The sequence below is a fragment of the Aquimarina aggregata genome (assembly GCF_001632745.1).
GTDB classification, from domain to species: Bacteria; Bacteroidota; Bacteroidia; order Flavobacteriales; family Flavobacteriaceae; genus Aquimarina; species Aquimarina aggregata.
Map to the genome: position 1 here is coordinate 257,114 of NZ_LQRT01000046.1, position 17,281 is coordinate 274,394.

At 30.1% G+C, this 17,281-nt stretch carries 19 protein-coding genes; 18 read left to right on the forward strand and 1 reads right to left on the reverse strand.

Annotation, left to right across the window (positions count from 1 at the left end; genetic code table 11):
• Positions 1–322: 322 nt before the first annotated feature.
• The 5 genes from AWE51_RS22025 to AWE51_RS22045 all read left to right on the forward strand — a co-directional run bounded on the left by AWE51_RS22025 (position 323) and on the right by AWE51_RS22045 (position 5,605).
• The gene (locus tag AWE51_RS22025; protein WP_066318340.1) at positions 323–1,615 is read left to right on the forward strand and encodes a tetratricopeptide repeat protein; all 1,293 of its coding nucleotides are present in this window, start codon (positions 323–325) and stop codon (positions 1,613–1,615) included.
• Entirely contained in the window at positions 1,615–2,055 is a 441-nt protein-coding gene (locus AWE51_RS22030; protein WP_066318342.1) for a helix-turn-helix domain-containing protein, read from the forward strand. Before AWE51_RS22025 ends, AWE51_RS22030 begins: the two co-directional genes overlap by 1 nt.
• A 123-nt stretch (positions 2,056–2,178) precedes the next feature.
• Positions 2,179–4,122: a S9 family peptidase gene (locus AWE51_RS22035; protein ID WP_066318344.1), complete on the forward strand. Its 1,944-nt coding sequence runs from the start codon at positions 2,179–2,181 to the stop codon at positions 4,120–4,122.
• A 212-nt stretch (positions 4,123–4,334) separates the two neighbouring features.
• Entirely contained in the window at positions 4,335–5,024 is a 690-nt protein-coding gene (locus AWE51_RS22040; RefSeq protein WP_066318346.1) for a DUF2490 domain-containing protein, read from the forward strand.
• Entirely contained in the window at positions 5,024–5,605 is a 582-nt protein-coding gene (locus AWE51_RS22045; RefSeq protein WP_066318349.1) for a cysteine hydrolase family protein, read from the forward strand. The genes AWE51_RS22040 and AWE51_RS22045 overlap by 1 nt, the downstream gene beginning before the upstream one ends.
• A gap of 44 nt (positions 5,606–5,649) precedes the next feature.
• Here the strand turns inward: AWE51_RS22045 and AWE51_RS22050 are convergent, their stop codons facing one another.
• Positions 5,650–6,477, reverse strand: coding sequence for an alpha/beta hydrolase (locus tag AWE51_RS22050; protein ID WP_066318350.1), 828 nt, complete (start codon positions 6,475–6,477; stop codon positions 5,650–5,652).
• Positions 6,478–6,670: 193 nt separating this feature from the next.
• On the opposite strand from AWE51_RS22050, the gene AWE51_RS22055 reads away from it, so the two are divergent.
• The 13 genes from AWE51_RS22055 to AWE51_RS22115 all read left to right on the forward strand — a co-directional run bounded on the left by AWE51_RS22055 (position 6,671) and on the right by AWE51_RS22115 (position 17,280).
• Positions 6,671–7,885 (forward strand): bifunctional alpha/beta hydrolase/OsmC family protein, encoded by a 1,215-nt coding sequence (locus tag AWE51_RS22055; RefSeq protein ID WP_066318352.1) that lies wholly within the window; start codon positions 6,671–6,673, stop codon positions 7,883–7,885.
• 64 nt (positions 7,886–7,949) lie between these two features.
• Complete coding sequence (locus tag AWE51_RS22060) at positions 7,950–8,474, forward strand: GNAT family N-acetyltransferase (RefSeq protein WP_066318354.1); 525 nt, start codon at positions 7,950–7,952, stop codon at positions 8,472–8,474.
• 153 nt (positions 8,475–8,627) lie between these two features.
• Positions 8,628–9,131 (forward strand): hypothetical protein, encoded by a 504-nt coding sequence (locus AWE51_RS22065; RefSeq protein ID WP_066318356.1) that lies wholly within the window; start codon positions 8,628–8,630, stop codon positions 9,129–9,131.
• Between the two features lie 128 nt (positions 9,132–9,259).
• Complete coding sequence (locus AWE51_RS22070) at positions 9,260–9,760, forward strand: thioredoxin family protein (RefSeq protein WP_082832561.1); 501 nt, start codon at positions 9,260–9,262, stop codon at positions 9,758–9,760.
• 74 nt (positions 9,761–9,834) lie between these two features.
• The gene (locus tag AWE51_RS22075; protein ID WP_066318363.1) at positions 9,835–10,635 is read left to right on the forward strand and encodes a hypothetical protein; all 801 of its coding nucleotides are present in this window, start codon (positions 9,835–9,837) and stop codon (positions 10,633–10,635) included.
• 170 nt (positions 10,636–10,805) lie between these two features.
• Positions 10,806–11,216, forward strand: coding sequence for an Rrf2 family transcriptional regulator (locus tag AWE51_RS22080; protein ID WP_147405034.1), 411 nt, complete (start codon positions 10,806–10,808; stop codon positions 11,214–11,216).
• 50 nt (positions 11,217–11,266) lie between these two features.
• Positions 11,267–12,121 carry an alpha/beta fold hydrolase gene (locus AWE51_RS22085; protein WP_066318368.1) on the forward strand — a complete coding sequence of 285 codons (855 nt, stop codon included), beginning with the start codon at positions 11,267–11,269 and terminating at the stop codon, positions 12,119–12,121.
• Positions 12,122–12,142: 21 nt separating this feature from the next.
• The gene (locus AWE51_RS22090) at positions 12,143–13,021 is read left to right on the forward strand and encodes an SDR family oxidoreductase (RefSeq protein ID WP_066318370.1); all 879 of its coding nucleotides are present in this window, start codon (positions 12,143–12,145) and stop codon (positions 13,019–13,021) included.
• A gap of 78 nt (positions 13,022–13,099) precedes the next feature.
• On the forward strand, positions 13,100–14,029 hold the full coding sequence (locus tag AWE51_RS22095; RefSeq protein ID WP_082832562.1) for a pyridoxamine 5'-phosphate oxidase family protein: 930 nt from the start codon (positions 13,100–13,102) through the stop codon (positions 14,027–14,029).
• Between the two features lie 15 nt (positions 14,030–14,044).
• The gene (locus AWE51_RS22100; protein WP_066318372.1) at positions 14,045–14,443 is read left to right on the forward strand and encodes a YybH family protein; all 399 of its coding nucleotides are present in this window, start codon (positions 14,045–14,047) and stop codon (positions 14,441–14,443) included.
• 14 nt (positions 14,444–14,457) lie between these two features.
• Complete coding sequence (locus AWE51_RS22105) at positions 14,458–14,841, forward strand: YybH family protein (RefSeq protein ID WP_066318374.1); 384 nt, start codon at positions 14,458–14,460, stop codon at positions 14,839–14,841.
• A gap of 383 nt (positions 14,842–15,224) precedes the next feature.
• Positions 15,225–15,995, forward strand: coding sequence for a hypothetical protein (locus AWE51_RS22110; protein WP_066318376.1), 771 nt, complete (start codon positions 15,225–15,227; stop codon positions 15,993–15,995).
• A gap of 85 nt (positions 15,996–16,080) precedes the next feature.
• Entirely contained in the window at positions 16,081–17,280 is a 1,200-nt protein-coding gene (locus AWE51_RS22115) for a serine hydrolase domain-containing protein (RefSeq protein ID WP_066318379.1), read from the forward strand.
• The last annotated feature ends 1 nt before the right edge of the window (position 17,281 follow it).

The window sequence follows — 17,281 nt, forward strand, 5'->3', positions numbered from 1 at the left end:
TTTTAAAACTGAAATAATTAATTTTTCCTTTGTCAAAAGTATGATGGTAATAAGAAGGAATCCAAAAGAAGTATATCTTAATTCTAGAATTTTGAACACTAAATTCTAGAATTAAGAGCTTATAAAAAAGGACACAAACACCTGATTTTCAAATAATTTATTGTTTTTTTAATACTGTATATTAAATGTATCTTTGTTATGTTTTGAAAATGAAGAAAAACTAAAAAAAAACTTCTTAAATCTAAAAAAAAACAATTTTCAATACTTTTGGGGTAATACTTTAAGAGGATAAAACATATACTATAAAAGAATAAGGATTAAAATGCCTAGATATACGTTATTATTTTATTTGTTTTTTTTATTTGGTATACAGGGTGTATCATATAGTCAAGAAATAAGTTCCAAAGATTTAGATTCTCTGGTCAATTTAGATTTTAAAACATTATCTGATCAGTTCTATAAAATCCTAGAAACAAAACCTTCTATAGCAATCTTATATGCAAAAGCACACTTAAAAAAAGGAAAAAAAGAAAAGGATCTTAATAAAATTGCCACAGGGTTTTACCTAACATCTCTTACTCATCTTGATAATCTTGAAAAACGAATTCAGTATATCGATAGTGCTATCACTATTAGAGAAAGAACTAAATACAAAAAATTTCTTTCCTTCTTATATGTACATAAAGGTTATGTATACAATATCAATAATCTTTTTGACAAATCATTAGATCATTATCTTGAAGCTTTAGAATATGCAAAAAAAACAAATAATAACGCATATATTACTATTGCACAAAATAATATTGCTCTACTAAAAAGAAAATTAGGGAAATATGATGAGGCAAAATCTCTTTTTAAAAAGTGTTTATCATATCGCAAATCTAGATTGCCAGAACATAAAAACGATTCTATACGGTATCTTGTTACCCTCTCTGAATTGATAATTACTCACATACATAATAAAGAAATAGATTCTGCCTCTATATTAAACAATCAAGGCATGCTAATGTCTTTGAAAATAAAAATGCCTAAAGGAAAAGAAATAATACGATTATTTAAATTTAATAAAGGTATACTTGATTACCATAAGAAAGAATATCCTACTGCAATTAAAAACATAAATAACGCATTAAAACCTAATGAACAACTTTTTTTTGAGAATACCAGTTTAATCAATGCTTACCTTTTTCTTGGTAAATCACACAATGCTTTATCAAAAAAACAAGTAGGTCTCACATATTTTAAAAAAATAGATTCTATCGTGCAACAGACTAACTATGTGATTCCCGAAACTAGATTGGCTTATTTAGAAATTATTGAATATTATAAATCTTTAGGAGATAAAAACAATCAACTTCTTTATATTGACCGGTTACTTTATAATGATAGTTTATTTAATACTTATTATAAATCAATGAGTACTAAAATAAATAAAGAGTACGATACTCCTAAACTACTATATCAAAAAGAACAGCTTATTTCTGATCTACAAACCAAAAAAGATACATCTTTTTATGGACTTATCTTTTTATCGATTATAATTATCCTAATCACTAGCTTTTTTTTATTAGTTATCAAAAAAATAAAGTTTACAAAAAGCGTTTTGAGGAGTTAATGAATTCTTCAAAAAAAGAATCTTCTAATAAAAAAGAAAGTGAATTTATCGAACGAAAATCTTCTATAGCAATAAATCAAGATGTTGTACAAATGATTCTTAAAGAGTTAAGTTCTTTTGAAAAAAATCATGGTTTTTTAAATGCCCATATTACTTCGGTCTTACTTGCCAAAAAAATGAATACTAATGCTAAATATTTAACCAAAGTTATTAAACATTATAGACAAAAAAACTTTTCGTGGTATATCAATGATTTAAGGATAGCCTACATTACCAAAGAATTAAAAACCAATACTAAACTACAAAAATATACTATAAAAGCGCTAGCACTAGAAGCTGGTTTTAATTCTACAGAAATATTTTCTAAAGCATTCTATAAAAAAAATGGGATATATCCTTCATATTTTGTGAAGAGAATACAAGCAGAAAATATTGATTGAAATACGGCCAGTTTTTTTAATCTTAACTTTAAAATTAAGATTAGTTTATGTTTATAAATACTTTATCAAAATGTCTTTTATCATATATTTATCATTGTTAAGAATAACCAATATACATTTCTTATGAAAAAACTTATCATATTTTGTGTTAGTTTACTAATCCTCCACTCTTGTAAAGAAGAACAAAAAAAGGAAGCGATTATAAAACCAATAGAAATTGGACAATATTCCATAGAGCAATTCATGGATAACGAAAATGCCTTTACCAATGGATTTTCAGTAGACAAATCTAAAGTCTTAATAACTAGTAATAGATCAGGTATATATAATATGTATTCTGTATCTGCTAAAGGAGGAGAACTTCTTCCTCTTACCAAATCCGATAGTGCATCTGTCTTTGGCATATCCTATTTTCCCAAAGATGACAGAATTTTATTTAGAATGGATGGTAACGGAGATGAGATCTTTAAAATCTTTCTAAAAGACAGTTCTGGTATTCAACGGCTAACACCAGAAAAAAATGTTAGAGCTTTGTTTAGAGGCTGGTCAAAAGATGGTAATAGCTTTTACTACGGAACAAATGAACGTGACTCTAAATTTATGGATCACTATGAAATGGACATTACTAATTTTAAGTCAAAGTTAGTTTATCAAAATAATGATGGATTAGATTTTTCAGGAATGTCTGAGGATAAAAAATACATTATACTTCGGAAAACCATAAATACAAATGATAATGACTTATTTTTAGTTAATACTACTTCTAAGGAAAAGATAAAAATTAATGAAAATTTGAGTAATAACTCTTTTCAAGATTTTTCACCAGATGACTCGGCATTTTATTATACAACGGATGATGGAGCAGAATTTTCATATTTAATGAAATATAATCTTCAAGATGGTAGCAAAGAAAAAATATTAGAAAAAGATTGGGATATTTCCGGTTTTGGATTTACACAAAAAGGAAAATATCAGGTTACATTTACCAATGAGGATGCTAAAACTGTTTTTAATGCAAAAGAAGTTGCGACTGGGAAAACTGTTGATTTCCCAACTATTGACGGTAAAGAAATTAGCCAAGCATCATTTTCCAGAGATGAAACGATGGCTATTCTTAGTATTGGGGGTTCAAATTCGCCAACAAATTCATATACATATGATCTTTCTACTAAAGAGTATTCTCAGTTAACAAATGTCCTAAATAAAGATATTAATCCCGATGATCTTGTAAGTGCTGAAGTAGTTCGTTTTAAATCATTTGATGGCTTAGAAATCCCAGCTATTTATTATAAACCAAAACAAGCTACATCTGATCATAAAGTTCCTGCCTTAGTTTGGGTACATGGGGGTCCAGGAGGGCAATCAAGGCAAGGATTTAATTCTACGATTCAATATTTAGTGAATCATGGTTACGCAATCTTAGCAGTTAACAACCGTGGTAGTAGTGGATATGGAAAAACCTTCTACGGCTTAGATAATCTTAATCACGGAGATAAAGACCTTAAAGATTGTGTTGCAGGTAAAGACTGGTTAGCACAACAAGAGATAATTGACAATAATAAAATAGGTATAATTGGTGGTTCTTATGGTGGATATATGACCATGGCCGCATTAACCTATACTCCTGATGAATTTAATGTTGGAGTTAATCTTTTTGGAGTAACCAATTGGATCAGGACATTAAAAAGTATCCCACCATGGTGGACATCCTTTAAAGATGCATTATACCTTGAATTAGGAAACCCGAATACAGCTGATTCTGTTCGACTAAGAAAAATTTCTCCCCTTTTTCATACCGAAAAAGTTACAAAACCATTAATTGTACTTCAAGGGGCAAAAGATCCTAGAGTATTAAAAGTAGAATCTGATGAAATTGTAGCCGGAGTAAAGAAAAACGGTGTTCCTGTTGAATATGTTTTATTTGAAGATGAAGGCCATGGATTTGTAAAAAAAGAAAACCAAATTGAAGCCTACGGTAGGGTATTAAAGTTTTTAGACAAATATCTAAAAGGTAATGGAAGCGAGGTTATTAATGATGGCAAAACTGAATCTACTAAAATTGAATAAACTTTAGTAAAATTAATTAAAAAAAATCTAGTTCGTCTCTATCCTAGTATAGAGATGAACTTTGAATATAAAAGCAATACCAATTATGATATTTAAAGATTACGATAACACGTACAAACAAAAGAATCACCAGACTTTCTACAGAATTTCCCTATACATTTAATCCGATGTATACATATTACAAAATTAAATTTTAAAATAGTAACCCAATAATGAATAGTAACAAAACACTTTTCGGTTTAATCGTATTGTTTACCATCACAATGTCAAATGCACAAAATACCGGCGAAGATGAAATCGGCGCTTGGTACATGTATTTTGGTACCAATAGAGTATCAGAAAAATTAAGCATCCATTCTGAGGCTCAATTTAGATTTTATGAGGTAGGATCTACATTTAATCAATTATTATTAAGAACAGGATTAAATTATCATATCGAAGACAAAGCTATAGCCACATTAGGGTATGGATACATTAGTACTGATGGTAGTTTTGAAGATATTCCTGGTGAAGAAAACGCAAAAGAACATCGAATTTTTCAACAATTTATTCTTAAAAATACAAGTGGAAAATTCAAGTTTGAACATCGCTACCGTTTAGAGCAACGATTTATTAGTACACAAAACGATGATTTTACAGAACATAGAGCTCGCTATCGCTTACAACTTACATATCCTATAAATGATAAATGGTTCTTAAATGCTTATGATGAAGTTTTTATCAATTTGCAAGAGCCAATTTTTGGTCAAAATCGATTATATGCTGCAATAGGATATAACGTGCAATCTAATTTTAGTATTCAACTAGGCTATCTTAAAAATCATTTTACCGGAATAAATTTTGATCGTTTGCAGTTAGGTGTTTTCTATAATACCGACTTTAGAAAGAAAGATAACAACTAATGGATATTGTAAAAAGTAAAAGACCTGCATTACTGCTAATTGATATACAAAAAGGATTTGAAGATATTGAGTATTGGGGAGGAGAACGTAATAATCCTGATGCTGAGAAGAATATGGAAAATCTACTCATTTTGTGGAGAAAGAACAATCTACCCGTTTTTCATATCAAACATTGTTCTACTGAGCCCAATTCTCCTCTTGCAAAAAGCCACCCTGGAAACGATTTTCAAGATTTCAGTGCTCCTCTAGAAGACTTAAAAGGAGAGCATATTGTAGAAAAAGAGGTAAATAGTGCTTTTATTGGTACTGGACTTAAGCAGTTATTAGAATTTAAAAAAATAGACACCTTAGTCATCGTTGGTTTAACCACAGATCATTGTGTTTCTACAACAACTAGAATGGCAGGAAATTTTGGTTTTAAAACCTTTTTAGTTGAAGATGCTGTCGCCACTTTTAATAAAACTGGCGCAAACGGTCAAAATTATAGCGCACAATTAATTCATGATACAGCAATAGCAAGTTTAAAAGATGAATTCGCAACTATTGTATCAACAGCATCTGTTATAGAAAATCTAGCATAACACACCACAAATACAATTTTACGATACACAAGAACCTTATTAACTTATTTCTTGTGTATCATTGTGTGTATAAAATCCAAAACATCATTTAATACAATATTCTTTTCTGGTTCATTATGTAATTCGTGATATAATCCTTCATAACTTTTGAAGTGTATCAGAGTATTTGAAAGTGCAAATTCTTTAGAACTAGTATAACTGGTTAAGCGATCTTTGGTTCCATGCAGCACTAGTGTAGGAATAGGTACAGCTTCTCCCCTATCTTTAGCCCACTTTCCTGCTTCGAAACAAGATAAAAAAAACGATGGTGTTATTTTATTATGGACCAAACTATCTTTTTGATAAGCCTCTACAACATTTTTATCTCTGCTAATGGCATTGGCATCCAGATTAGTAATATCACTAAAAGAAGGGTAAATAATATTCATAAACTTAGCTAAGGCTATTTTAAATGTAGGAGGTTTAAATGGCAATGTAAACCAAGGAGCAGAAAGAATAGCACCTGCAATTTCTGGAGTTCTTCTAATTAAATAATTAGCCACTACATTTCCCCCCATACTATGGCCATACAAAAATATAGGAAGACCTATATTTTCTCGAATCGCAATGCTTAAAATCTTTTCTATACTTTCTAATAAGAAATTATAATTAGGTGTGTGCCCACGTTTTCCATCAGATACTCCATGACCGATATGATCAAAGGTATACATACTAATACCATTCAAGTTAAAAAAATCTTTTACATGCATATATCTAGAACTATGTTCTCCCATGCCATGTATCAAACACACTATCGCAACAGGGGTATCAACACGCCAAGATTGCGCATGGATATTTTTACCTTCTTGTAACCAGCTAAATTTTGTATGCATTATTTGATTTTATTTTATACAATATAACAATCTTCATCTTGATTTTTGGTATTATTTATACAAACAGTATTGATCATGAAAATTAATTAAAGTGAAAAAATAGTTTGTATCTGGCCTATTATTTTAAGCGTAAAAAATTATCTTTAAAGCAAGTATTCTTCTTAAATCTCGACTCTTAAATAAAAATAACACAATGAGTTTATCAAAAGTCACTTTTACGAACGCCGAAGGTCAAACATTATCAGGTCGTTTAGAACTTCCTGCCGATCAACATCCTCATAATTTTGCATTGTTTGCACATTGTTTTACCTGTAATAAAAACTTAGGTGCAGTACGAAATATTAGTAGAGGACTTACAGCTCAGGGGTTTGGAGTCCTTAGATTTGATTTTACAGGTTTGGGAGAAAGCGAAGGAGACTTTGCAGATACTAATTTTTCTGGAAATGTAGAAGACTTAGTTGCAGCAGCAGATTTTTTAGCCAAAGAATATATGGCTCCCGCTTTGATTGTTGGTCACTCACTGGGTGGCGCCGCATCAATTTTTGCCGCTTCACAAATCGATTCGATAAAAGCAGTTGCTACCGTTGGGGCTCCTTCTAATCCAAAACATGTAAAACATCTATTAAAAAGTGGACTAGAAGAAATTCAAGCCACTGGTAAAGCTGTAGTTAATTTAAGTGGACGGGATTTTACTATAAAAAAACAATTTATTGATGATTTAGATACGAAATCATTACCAGAAGTTGCTAAAAACTTAGACAAGGCTCTTTTGGTCATGCATTCTCCTCAGGACACTACGGTAGGAATCAAAAATGCCGAGGAGATTTATCATGCTGCCAAACATCCTAAAAGTTTTGTGAGTTTAGATGGTGCAGATCATTTACTTATGCGAAAAGAAGATTCTAACTATGTGGGTAAAGTGATTGCAGGTTGGTCTTCAAGATATATGGATATACCCGAAACTTCAAAACTTAATAGTCAGCATCATGTAGTGGCCAGTTTAGATAATACAGAAGGATTTACTACACAAATGAAAATTGGGAATCATTACATGATTGCCGATGAACCCGAAAGTATAGGAGGTAATGATTTTGGTCCATCGCCTTATGAATTAGTATCTGCAGGATTATCAGCATGCACTGCTATGACTATAAAAATGTATATGGCTAGAAAAGGTTGGGATTTACAAAATGTAGAGGTACACACTAGTTACAGTAAATCTCATGCTGCAGATTGTGAAAATTGTGAAGATCCTAATGCTAAAATTGACACATTCGAAAGAGAAATAAAAATTGAAGGTGATCTTGATGAAAAACAAATTAATAGAATTCTACAAATTGCGGATAAATGTCCAGTACATAAAACATTACACAGCCAAACACAAGTAATAACTAAATTAATATCTTAATAAGAACTACTATACTAATTTATATGTAATTATTGCATATTCTTATAAACAAGTGGGCAATCAAATGAAGTGTATAAGGCTTACAAATATATCTGATAATTATTTTAAGCTTGCATGGGAACTTTATCAAAAAGCTTTCCCTTCAGAAGAGCAAAGGTTATTGGATGCTCAAGCCCTTGTAATGAAAAAATCAAATTATCATTTTGAAATTATAATTGAGGAAAAGGAATTTGTAGGGTTTCTTTTATGGTGGGATTTTGAAACCTATAAATATATTGATCATTTTGCTATTGCTATGCAACGAAGGAATCTGGGTTTGGGAAAATTAATTCTTGAAAAGTTCATTGACACCACTGATAAACCAATTTTGTTAGAAGTAGAATTACCTAGTTCGACTATCAATCAACGTAGAATAAAATTTTATGAAAAGATTGGATTTAAACTTAACCAACATTATTATGAAATACCACCCTTGATAGAAGAACAATCGTCTTTGCAATTGTTATTAATGTCTTATCCTGAAATTGTTTCAAAAAAGGATGTTGAAGAATTTATAAAAATATGCCATCCCATTATGTTCAAAAATTAGTTATAAACCCGACGTTTTTCTAAAGTAGAATTAAATCAAAACAAGGTATTTCTCTTTTCATACTCATAGCTTTTAAAGAGTTAACGAAGAAATTGAAATACAAAAACTCAACTATTTAGTAACAAAAATAATTTCAAACAAACAACCAAAAAAATGATATACACAAAATTTAGTACGCATTTTAGGATATACTCTTATATCGTAATTATCCTTTTCTCTGTTAATTCAGGTTTTAGTCAAAGAGTACGACAAGAAAAAATGGAAAAACTTAGTTATCTGGTTGGTGAATGGATTGGTACCTCAACTATTTACAAAAACGATTCTATTACTAAACAAGTTCCTGTTTTTGAGAACGTAAGTTTTAAACTAGATAAGAATATAATTACGCTAGATGTGTACTCTGAATTAATTCAATTACATACTATAATTTACTATGATGAAAAGGATGAAAAGTATTATTACAATCCTTTTTCAAAAAATGGTGCTGGAAAATACCCAGGTGAATATAAGGGTGGAAAATTTATAGTATGGTTTAATGAAAACAGGAGATTAATATTTAGCTTAACTCCAGAAGGATATTTTCAAGAATATGGTGAGAAACTTGAAAATGGAATATGGCACAAATATTTTGAAGATGTTTTAAAAAAAACACCCTAAAGCTCATTATGGATTAATAGTTAAAATAAAATTTAGATATATTTTCAAAAAAACATACAAACCTGGTAACATTTTTTACTACTTGGGTACCTATATTTACCAACTCAATTAGTATAGGAATAGAATTTATGAAACTTAGAAATCACGTTATTAACTTTCAAAACTCAGCAGAAAAAGAGTTTAACGAGAAAAAAAATATAATTACATGTATCAAATTTTTACTTGCATTACTACTGTTTTTTGGCTCAACTATTTTTGCGGGTTTGACATTGCCTTTTAGGGTTCTAATAAAACAATTCTCTAAAAAAAGTAAAAAGTCTAAGGTTTATGTAGGTCATAATCAAAACATCGATGAACTTCTAAAAAAAGAAGAATTAGTATTGATCGATTTTTGGGCAGAATGGTGTGGTCCTTGCGTCATGATGAATTCAGTAATAAAAGAGTTTTCTGAAGTATCACAACATATTAAAGTAATAAAGATCAATGCAGATATGAATATGAAAACATTAAAAAGGTTTAATGTTAGAGGTTTACCTCATTTTTTACTTATTGCTAATGGTAAAGAAATTAAACGTCATGCCGGACCTATGACATTTAAGGATTTAAATGAATTTTGTTTTAACCCATAACCATACGAGTACAGTAACATCACATCAATTTATAACTTGATTCTTTATACATTATAAAAAAATAAAATTTATACTTGAAAAAAGTATTAAAAATAATATCACCAATATTACTATTTGGGTTTCTAACCGTAGTGACTCAAATTGGTGGAATTATTTATCTAGGGAGCCTCTTAATTGCAAAAAAATGGAAATGGGATTTAAAATATAAACTTCTAATTATTTTTACCGGATTCTATTTAATTTCCACCTTCTTTATTATACCATTTATTGCTCCCTTCTTTGGACGAGAAAAGGTAAAACATCATGATAGTATAAAACCCACTAATTATATGACTGTTTTACTGAATAGAAATTATGTCACACCTGCACTAAATGAATTACTTTATCAAACAGAAAAAGAATTAGAGGGAACAGGCATTCAAATCCATTATCTAGATGCAAACTTTCCTTTTTTTAATAAATTTCCCTTACCGCCTCACTTAAGCCATAATGACGGAAAGAAAATTGATCTTAGTCTGATTTATGAAACAAAAACTGGAAAGCTAACCAATAAACAAAAATCAATAAGTGGTTATGGGGTTTTTGAATCTCCTAAATTAAATGAGTACAATCAAATTGACAAATGCCTGAAAAACGGTTATTTTCAGTATGATTATCCTAAATATGTAACTTTTGGAAAAATAAATAAACAGTTAGTCTTTTCTAAAAAAGGAACTTATACACTTATAAAAAGTATTTTAAAAAATAAAAACTTAGGAAAAATTTTTATTGAACCTCATCTTAAAAATAGAATGAAGCTAACTCATGAAAAAGTAAGGTATCATGGTTGCAAGGCCGTAAGACACGATGATCACATTCACATACAATTAAAGTAAATAGTACTCACAATGCTTTGTTTTTGTATATTATATGTAAAAGAGCTCTTTAAAATAGTCACATTTTTTTTCAAAAAGAATTCATAAAAAAACAAAAAACTTGTTTAGTTGAGAATTTTTTATCATCTTTGAACTGTAATTAAATTTATTACAGTTAAAAAATAAGAGTTTTGGTTAAAAGTAAATTTTCTATTTCGTTACATATAATGACTTTATTGGCATATTATCCCAATGAATGGCATGCCTCATCTCAAATTGCAGATAGTCTTAACATCAACCCTGTTCTTGTTAGAAAGGAAATAAAAACATTAAAAGAAAGCGGTCTTATAGAAAGTAAAGAAGGTAAAAATGGTGGTGTAAAATTACTAAAGCCTTCTAAAAATATCACGATAGCCGATATTTTTGAATCTGTAAAAGGAAGTAGCCATGTACTTAACCTTTCTAGTAATCTACCCGATGTTACTTGTAAAATAGGCGGTCAAATTAATGAAAAACTACTTTCGATGTTTAATGATATTGATAATGCAATTCTAAATACCCTAAAAAACCAAACATTAGAAGAATTTAAAAATCAGTTTTAGTTTTTTTTGACTTAAACTGTAACAAAAAATATAACAGTAAAAACAACAACATGAATACCTCAATTGAAATTAATGGACTATCGATTTTCTATAGAGAATCAGGTCAACAAAACCAAGAAACAATTTTGTTTTTACATGGTAACCCTTCTTCATCACATATGTACAAAAGTTTAATGACCATATTAGAAGATAAATACCATGTTATTGCTCCTGATTATCCAGGTTTCGGATTTAGTGACAGGCCTACAATAGAAGAATTCGAGTACTCATTTGATAATATTAGTCAAATTATTGAACAATTCATTGATAAACTTAAGCTTAAAAATTTCTACCTGTTTGTTCAGGATTATGGGGGACCTGTGGGGTTTCGTATCGCAACGCGACGACCTGAGTTAATAAAAGGATTAATTATCCAAAATGCAAATGTCTATAAAGAAGGTTTCGGCGAATGGGCAATAGAAATAGGGACCTATGTACAAAACAATGATATTGAAGGTCTTAATACATATAAAAAACACTTAACATCCTTAGAAGGTATTAAAGAGCAATATATTACCGGTGCCAAGGATACTAATCTAATAGATCCATCTTCCTATTTCCTTGACTATGCTTTCCTAAATCGTCCCGGTGTAAAAGAAATTTTCTTAACGCTATTTGATAATTATGGCACAAATTTCGAAAAATACGAAGAGTGGCAAAATTATCTTAGAACATATCAACCTCCAACTTTAGTCGTTTGGGGTGAAAATGATAAATTCTTTAGTAGACCCGGTGGTGAAGCTTATGCAAAAGATCTAAATGATGTAACACTACATTTTTTTGATGGAGGTCACTTTATGCTAGAAGAGTATAAATCAGAAGTTGCGATCCTCATAGATACATTTATTCAAAAACAAATCAATTAATAAATTAAAAATATATAAGAAATGAAAATATTTGTAACAGGAGCTACAGGGTTCCAAGGTGGTAATATTGCAAAAGCATTATTAGATGATAATCATAAAGTGATAACTCTTAAAAGAGATCTTACAAGCGGAATGCCTGTTATGCCAGGTGTTGAAGTAATTAAAGGTGGGCTAGAGAATAAAGAATCTTTAATTGAAGTAATTAAGGGTACGCAGGCAGCCGTATATTCATTCCCGCTTATTTTTGATATTGATCTTGCCAAAACATACACCAAAAATTTCATTGCAGCTGCAAAACAAGAAAATGTTGAGCTAATCATATTTAATACAACTTTTTATTTACCCACAAAAGAAACCGGGTTTTTAGCACTTGATATGAAAGTAGCCATGAAAGAATTATTTGATAATTCAGATCTAAATGTAATAACTCTTGTGCCAGATATTTATCTTGATAACATTGCCGCTCCATGGTCTATTCCTGTTATTTTAGAAAACAAGATTGTACCTTATCCTATAGCTTCAAACAAGAAACTACCTTGGATTAGTCATTTTGATCTTGCAAAATATGTCGCCAAAGCAGTTACAAAACCTGAACTAGCAGGCCAAACACTTCCAATAGGTGGCAATCTTGTAACTGGTAAAGAAATTACATCTGCTATATCCTCAAAAATAGATCAAAGTCTTGATTTTATAGAAGTTCCAGTAAATGAATTTGAAGAACAATTAAAGCCTGGATTTGGAGAAGTAGGAGCCAGAGAAATTTCTAATCTATATCGTTTTGTAGAACAAAATCATTCAGATTTTATAAATAAGGATTTTCAAAAGACAAACGAATTACTAGGCATCTCTCCACAATCCATTTCAGACTGGGTAGCTTCTGTAAATTGGAATGTTTCTTAAACTTTTAAATCCTAAGTTTTAGCATAGGACAATGTATGATGGAATTTGGCCAATTTTAATTATAAATTCAATATTCAAATGAAGACTCATTTTCACGAAGGAGAATTAAAACTCCAGAAAAAGTATAATGCTTGGCATGACCCAAAATTGGTAGAACGCTTGTTAAAAGATCATATTGTTAGTCAATTAATTCCATTTATAGAACAGCAAACTACTGTTATTCTAAGTACAACAGATTCAACTAAGAATATATGGGCATCTATGTTTATTGGTACCAAAGGCTTTGTAGAGGTATTATCACCTAAGTATATTCGTATTCATCTTGACAAATTAAAAAGTACCAAAGCAGATATTCTTTTTAAGAACATTAAGGTAAACTCGAAGATCGGGCTTTTATTTATAGATACCGTGACAAGAACCAGATATCGTTTGAATGGTTATGCTAATTTATTGCAGGATAGGTTAGAAATAGAGGTACTTGAAGCTTATCCAAATTGCCCTAAATATATTCAACAACGCATACTTAAGTTTTCAGAAGACAGTTCTGATCTTGGTGCAGAGCAAACTGTAGGAACAGTATTAACAACTATTCATAAGCAATGGATTAATGAAGCAAATACTTTTTTTCTTGGCAGTATGAATGCCAATGGCGATATGGATGCATCGCACCGAGGAGGGCCTACAGGTTTTGTAGAGATTTTAGAAAATGGAGTACTTAAGATTCCCGATTATGTTGGAAACAACTTGTTTAATACACTCGGTAATTTTGTTGAATTCCCTAAAGCCGGTTTGCTTTTCATTGATTTTGAAAAAGGACACTCTCTTCAACTCTCCGGTAAAACTGAATTAGTTTTTGATCAAGAAGAAACTAAAGATTTAGAAATTACTACCGGAACAGGGCGTTACTGGCTATTTAAGACTGAGCAATGGATTCAAACACAAACACATCATAAAATAGATTGGGAGTTCGTGAGTTTTTCTCCTTTCAATCCACAACTAAAATCATAAAAAGCAAATAAAATTATGAATGAAAATTTAAAAAATGAAATTAGAAATGCTTTAGACAAATGGCTACAAGCATTTAACAATAATGATTTGGATGCATTAATGGATTTATATGATCCAGAAATCAATTATGCAAATAGTAACAAACCTATTGAAGTTGGGATTACAACGGTAAAAGAAGGTTTTGCTCAAAGTTTTGCAATCAAACCTCAAGTTACTTTTAAAGAAGAGCAAGTAATTGCTACTACTGACTTGGGCTTTATTGCAGGTCAATTTAGAGTTTCTGGAACAGATCCAAAAGATGGAAATGCTGTTGGCGAAGCTGGTCGTGTAGTCGCTATTTTTAGAAAAAATACCGAAGACCAATGGAAATTAGTATTTGATATGGATAACCGTCCACCAGACGTAACAATTTAAAAACAAATAATCACATGATTAGAAAAGCAATGCGACCAAGAGATGTTGCTAACGAGATAGGAAAATGTATAGCGGAAGGAAATATTGATAATATAGTTGATTTTTTTCACCCCGATTATCGCATGTCTTTTCCTCCTACCGAAGCACCAAAATCAGGTTTAGACACGGTAAAAGAAGTTTTCTCTTCTTTCATTGAATCAAAATCAGTCTTGAACAGTACAGTAACCGGTGAAATTATTAATGGAAACATTGCATTAGTACAGGCAAAATGGAACATTAAAGATTCAACTGGAACAATTATAAGTGAAGGTAACGCAACAGAAGTTTTTAAGCAACGTGAAGATGGTAGTTGGGTATATTACATTGATTGCCCAATGGGTCTACCACCGATAGAATGATTACATCGTTTTGATTATAAATCAAGTGCATAAAAACCACTTGCAGTAACACCTACAAATAGCAATATAGAATTTAAACACAAGTTTAATTTTGTATTGCTATTTATATATACAAACTATTGACAACAAATAAACACTACTATAAAATTATAAGCAAATTTTGATTTCTATGAATTTAAAACACAGCCCTACATCGGATTAATTATGGCCAAACTTTTAAATCGATATAGATAGATACAATTATGCTAGAGATACTAAACAATGATTAATAATATAGATTTAAGACTAAAACCACTATAATTATTTATTTTGTAAATTCATTTCCGAAAAAGTAGAGATTAAAAACTTGGTATCAATCATCTTCAAAATGTTCTTAGTAATCAATGATAAAATTCTTTAGAAAAATTAGACAAAAAGCATTAACCAACAATAAATTTAGTAAATACATTTTATATGCAATTGGGGAAATTGTGCTTGTGGTAATTGGTATTCTTATAGCGTTACAATTAAACAGCAAAAAGGCAAAATCTGATACCTTCAAAAAACAACAAAATTATTTAGCGTTGATCAAGGGAGAGATGAAGAACAATCTTCTTACATTATCGAATGAGAGTGAAGACTTACTGTCAATTATAGAAAATAACCGTAAGATTATCGCACTAATGGATTCAGATTCTGCGGCTACCGCTATTAATGAAAATGATCTTTCCTCGTTGTTATTAATGCCCATATCTAGAGCTATTAGTATTGATTATGAAAATGGGGCTTTTAAGGAACTTATTTCTTCTGGAGGATTAAAAGATATACATAATGATAGTATTCGAACTATATTAAGATCTTGGGAAAGTAAGCTAATTACTATAAAAGAACAAGAAAATGCACTTCGTCAATCTTTAAATAAAACTATTGAATATGTAGAGGCCCATGGAAATTATAGAGCAGTTTTTGATAGAATAGGGCTATCAGAAGATTTAAACATTAATCTGTCTTCAAAGGTCACGACCAATAAACATTTGTTAACATCTCAAAAACTAGAAAATATCCTGTTAAATTACTTGGCTTGCGCTATTCAGCTACATGAAAAGAATTATCCAACATTTAAAAATGATATACAGTCATTAATTGATATGATAGACAAAGAATTGAAAAAGTAGTTTCAAAAAAAACACACAAAATTATATAACGCTACTCCATTTATTATTAATACTATAATCATACAGTACAACAATTTCAACGCATATGAAAAATATAGTCCTAACTCTACTTTTGAGTATTTCAGTTTCTATCGGTTTTGGTCAATCTGATCAAACAATACCAGATAAATTAACTAAAGAATTAGAGTCTATAAGTGCACAAAAGCATATTAATGGGTTTTCTGTAGCCATAGTAAATCAAACCGGTGTATTATTTACAAAAGGGTTTGGATCGTCTGATATTAAAAAAGGAAGTGAATACACTCAAAATACAATTCAGAATATTGGTTCTATTTCAAAAACTTTTATTGGAATAGCCCTGTTAAAAGCTCAGGAACTCGGTAAACTAAAGTTAGACGACCCCATAAGTAATTATTTATCTTTTAAAGTGATTAATCCTTATTTTCCTGATCAACCCATAACTATAAGACAGTTAACAACACATACTTCTAGTATTAAAGATGCGGCTAGTTATGAAAAGTATGGATATGTTTTGAAAGAAAAAGCCAACAAAGAAGTTAAGGTTAATAGTAATTTTCGATCGCCTAATGAAATGATGGATCAACAGTCATTCTTAAGAGAAATACTTGATGTAAAAGGAAAATGGTACAAGAAAAAGAACTTTTTAAAAACCGCACCGGGAAAACAATTTGAATATTCTAATATAGCAGCAGGTTTAGCTGCGTTAGTTTTAGAAAAAGCTACTAAAGAGTCATTTAATGAATTTACTAAAAAACATATTTTTGAACCTTTAGACATGACAAATACAGGGTGGGATTTTAACGAAATAGATATCTCAAAACACTCTAAACTTTACAGCGATAAAGAGACTCAATTAGCTTTTTATAAATTAATCAATTATCCAGATGGAGGGTTAATCACCTCATCTTCTGAGTTAGGAAAATACTTATCTGAATTAATTGCTGGCTTTAGTGGTAATGGTAAAATACTAAATAAAGAAAGCTACAAGGAATTGTTTACCCCTCGGCTTACTGATAAACATTATCAAGAACGAAGTGAAAGGGTTTATAATGATGAATATAATATGGGCGTTTTTATGGGGTTTTCTGCTAAAGACCAAATAGGACATACTGGTGGTGATCCAGCAATTGCTACATTAATGTTTTTTAATACCAAAACTAAAGTCGGTAAGATTTTAATTATAAATACAGAGTTAGATAAGAGCGGTATCAAAGAATTTATTAGTATTTGGAAAAAGCTTGAAGCATATGAAAGTAAATTCTAAC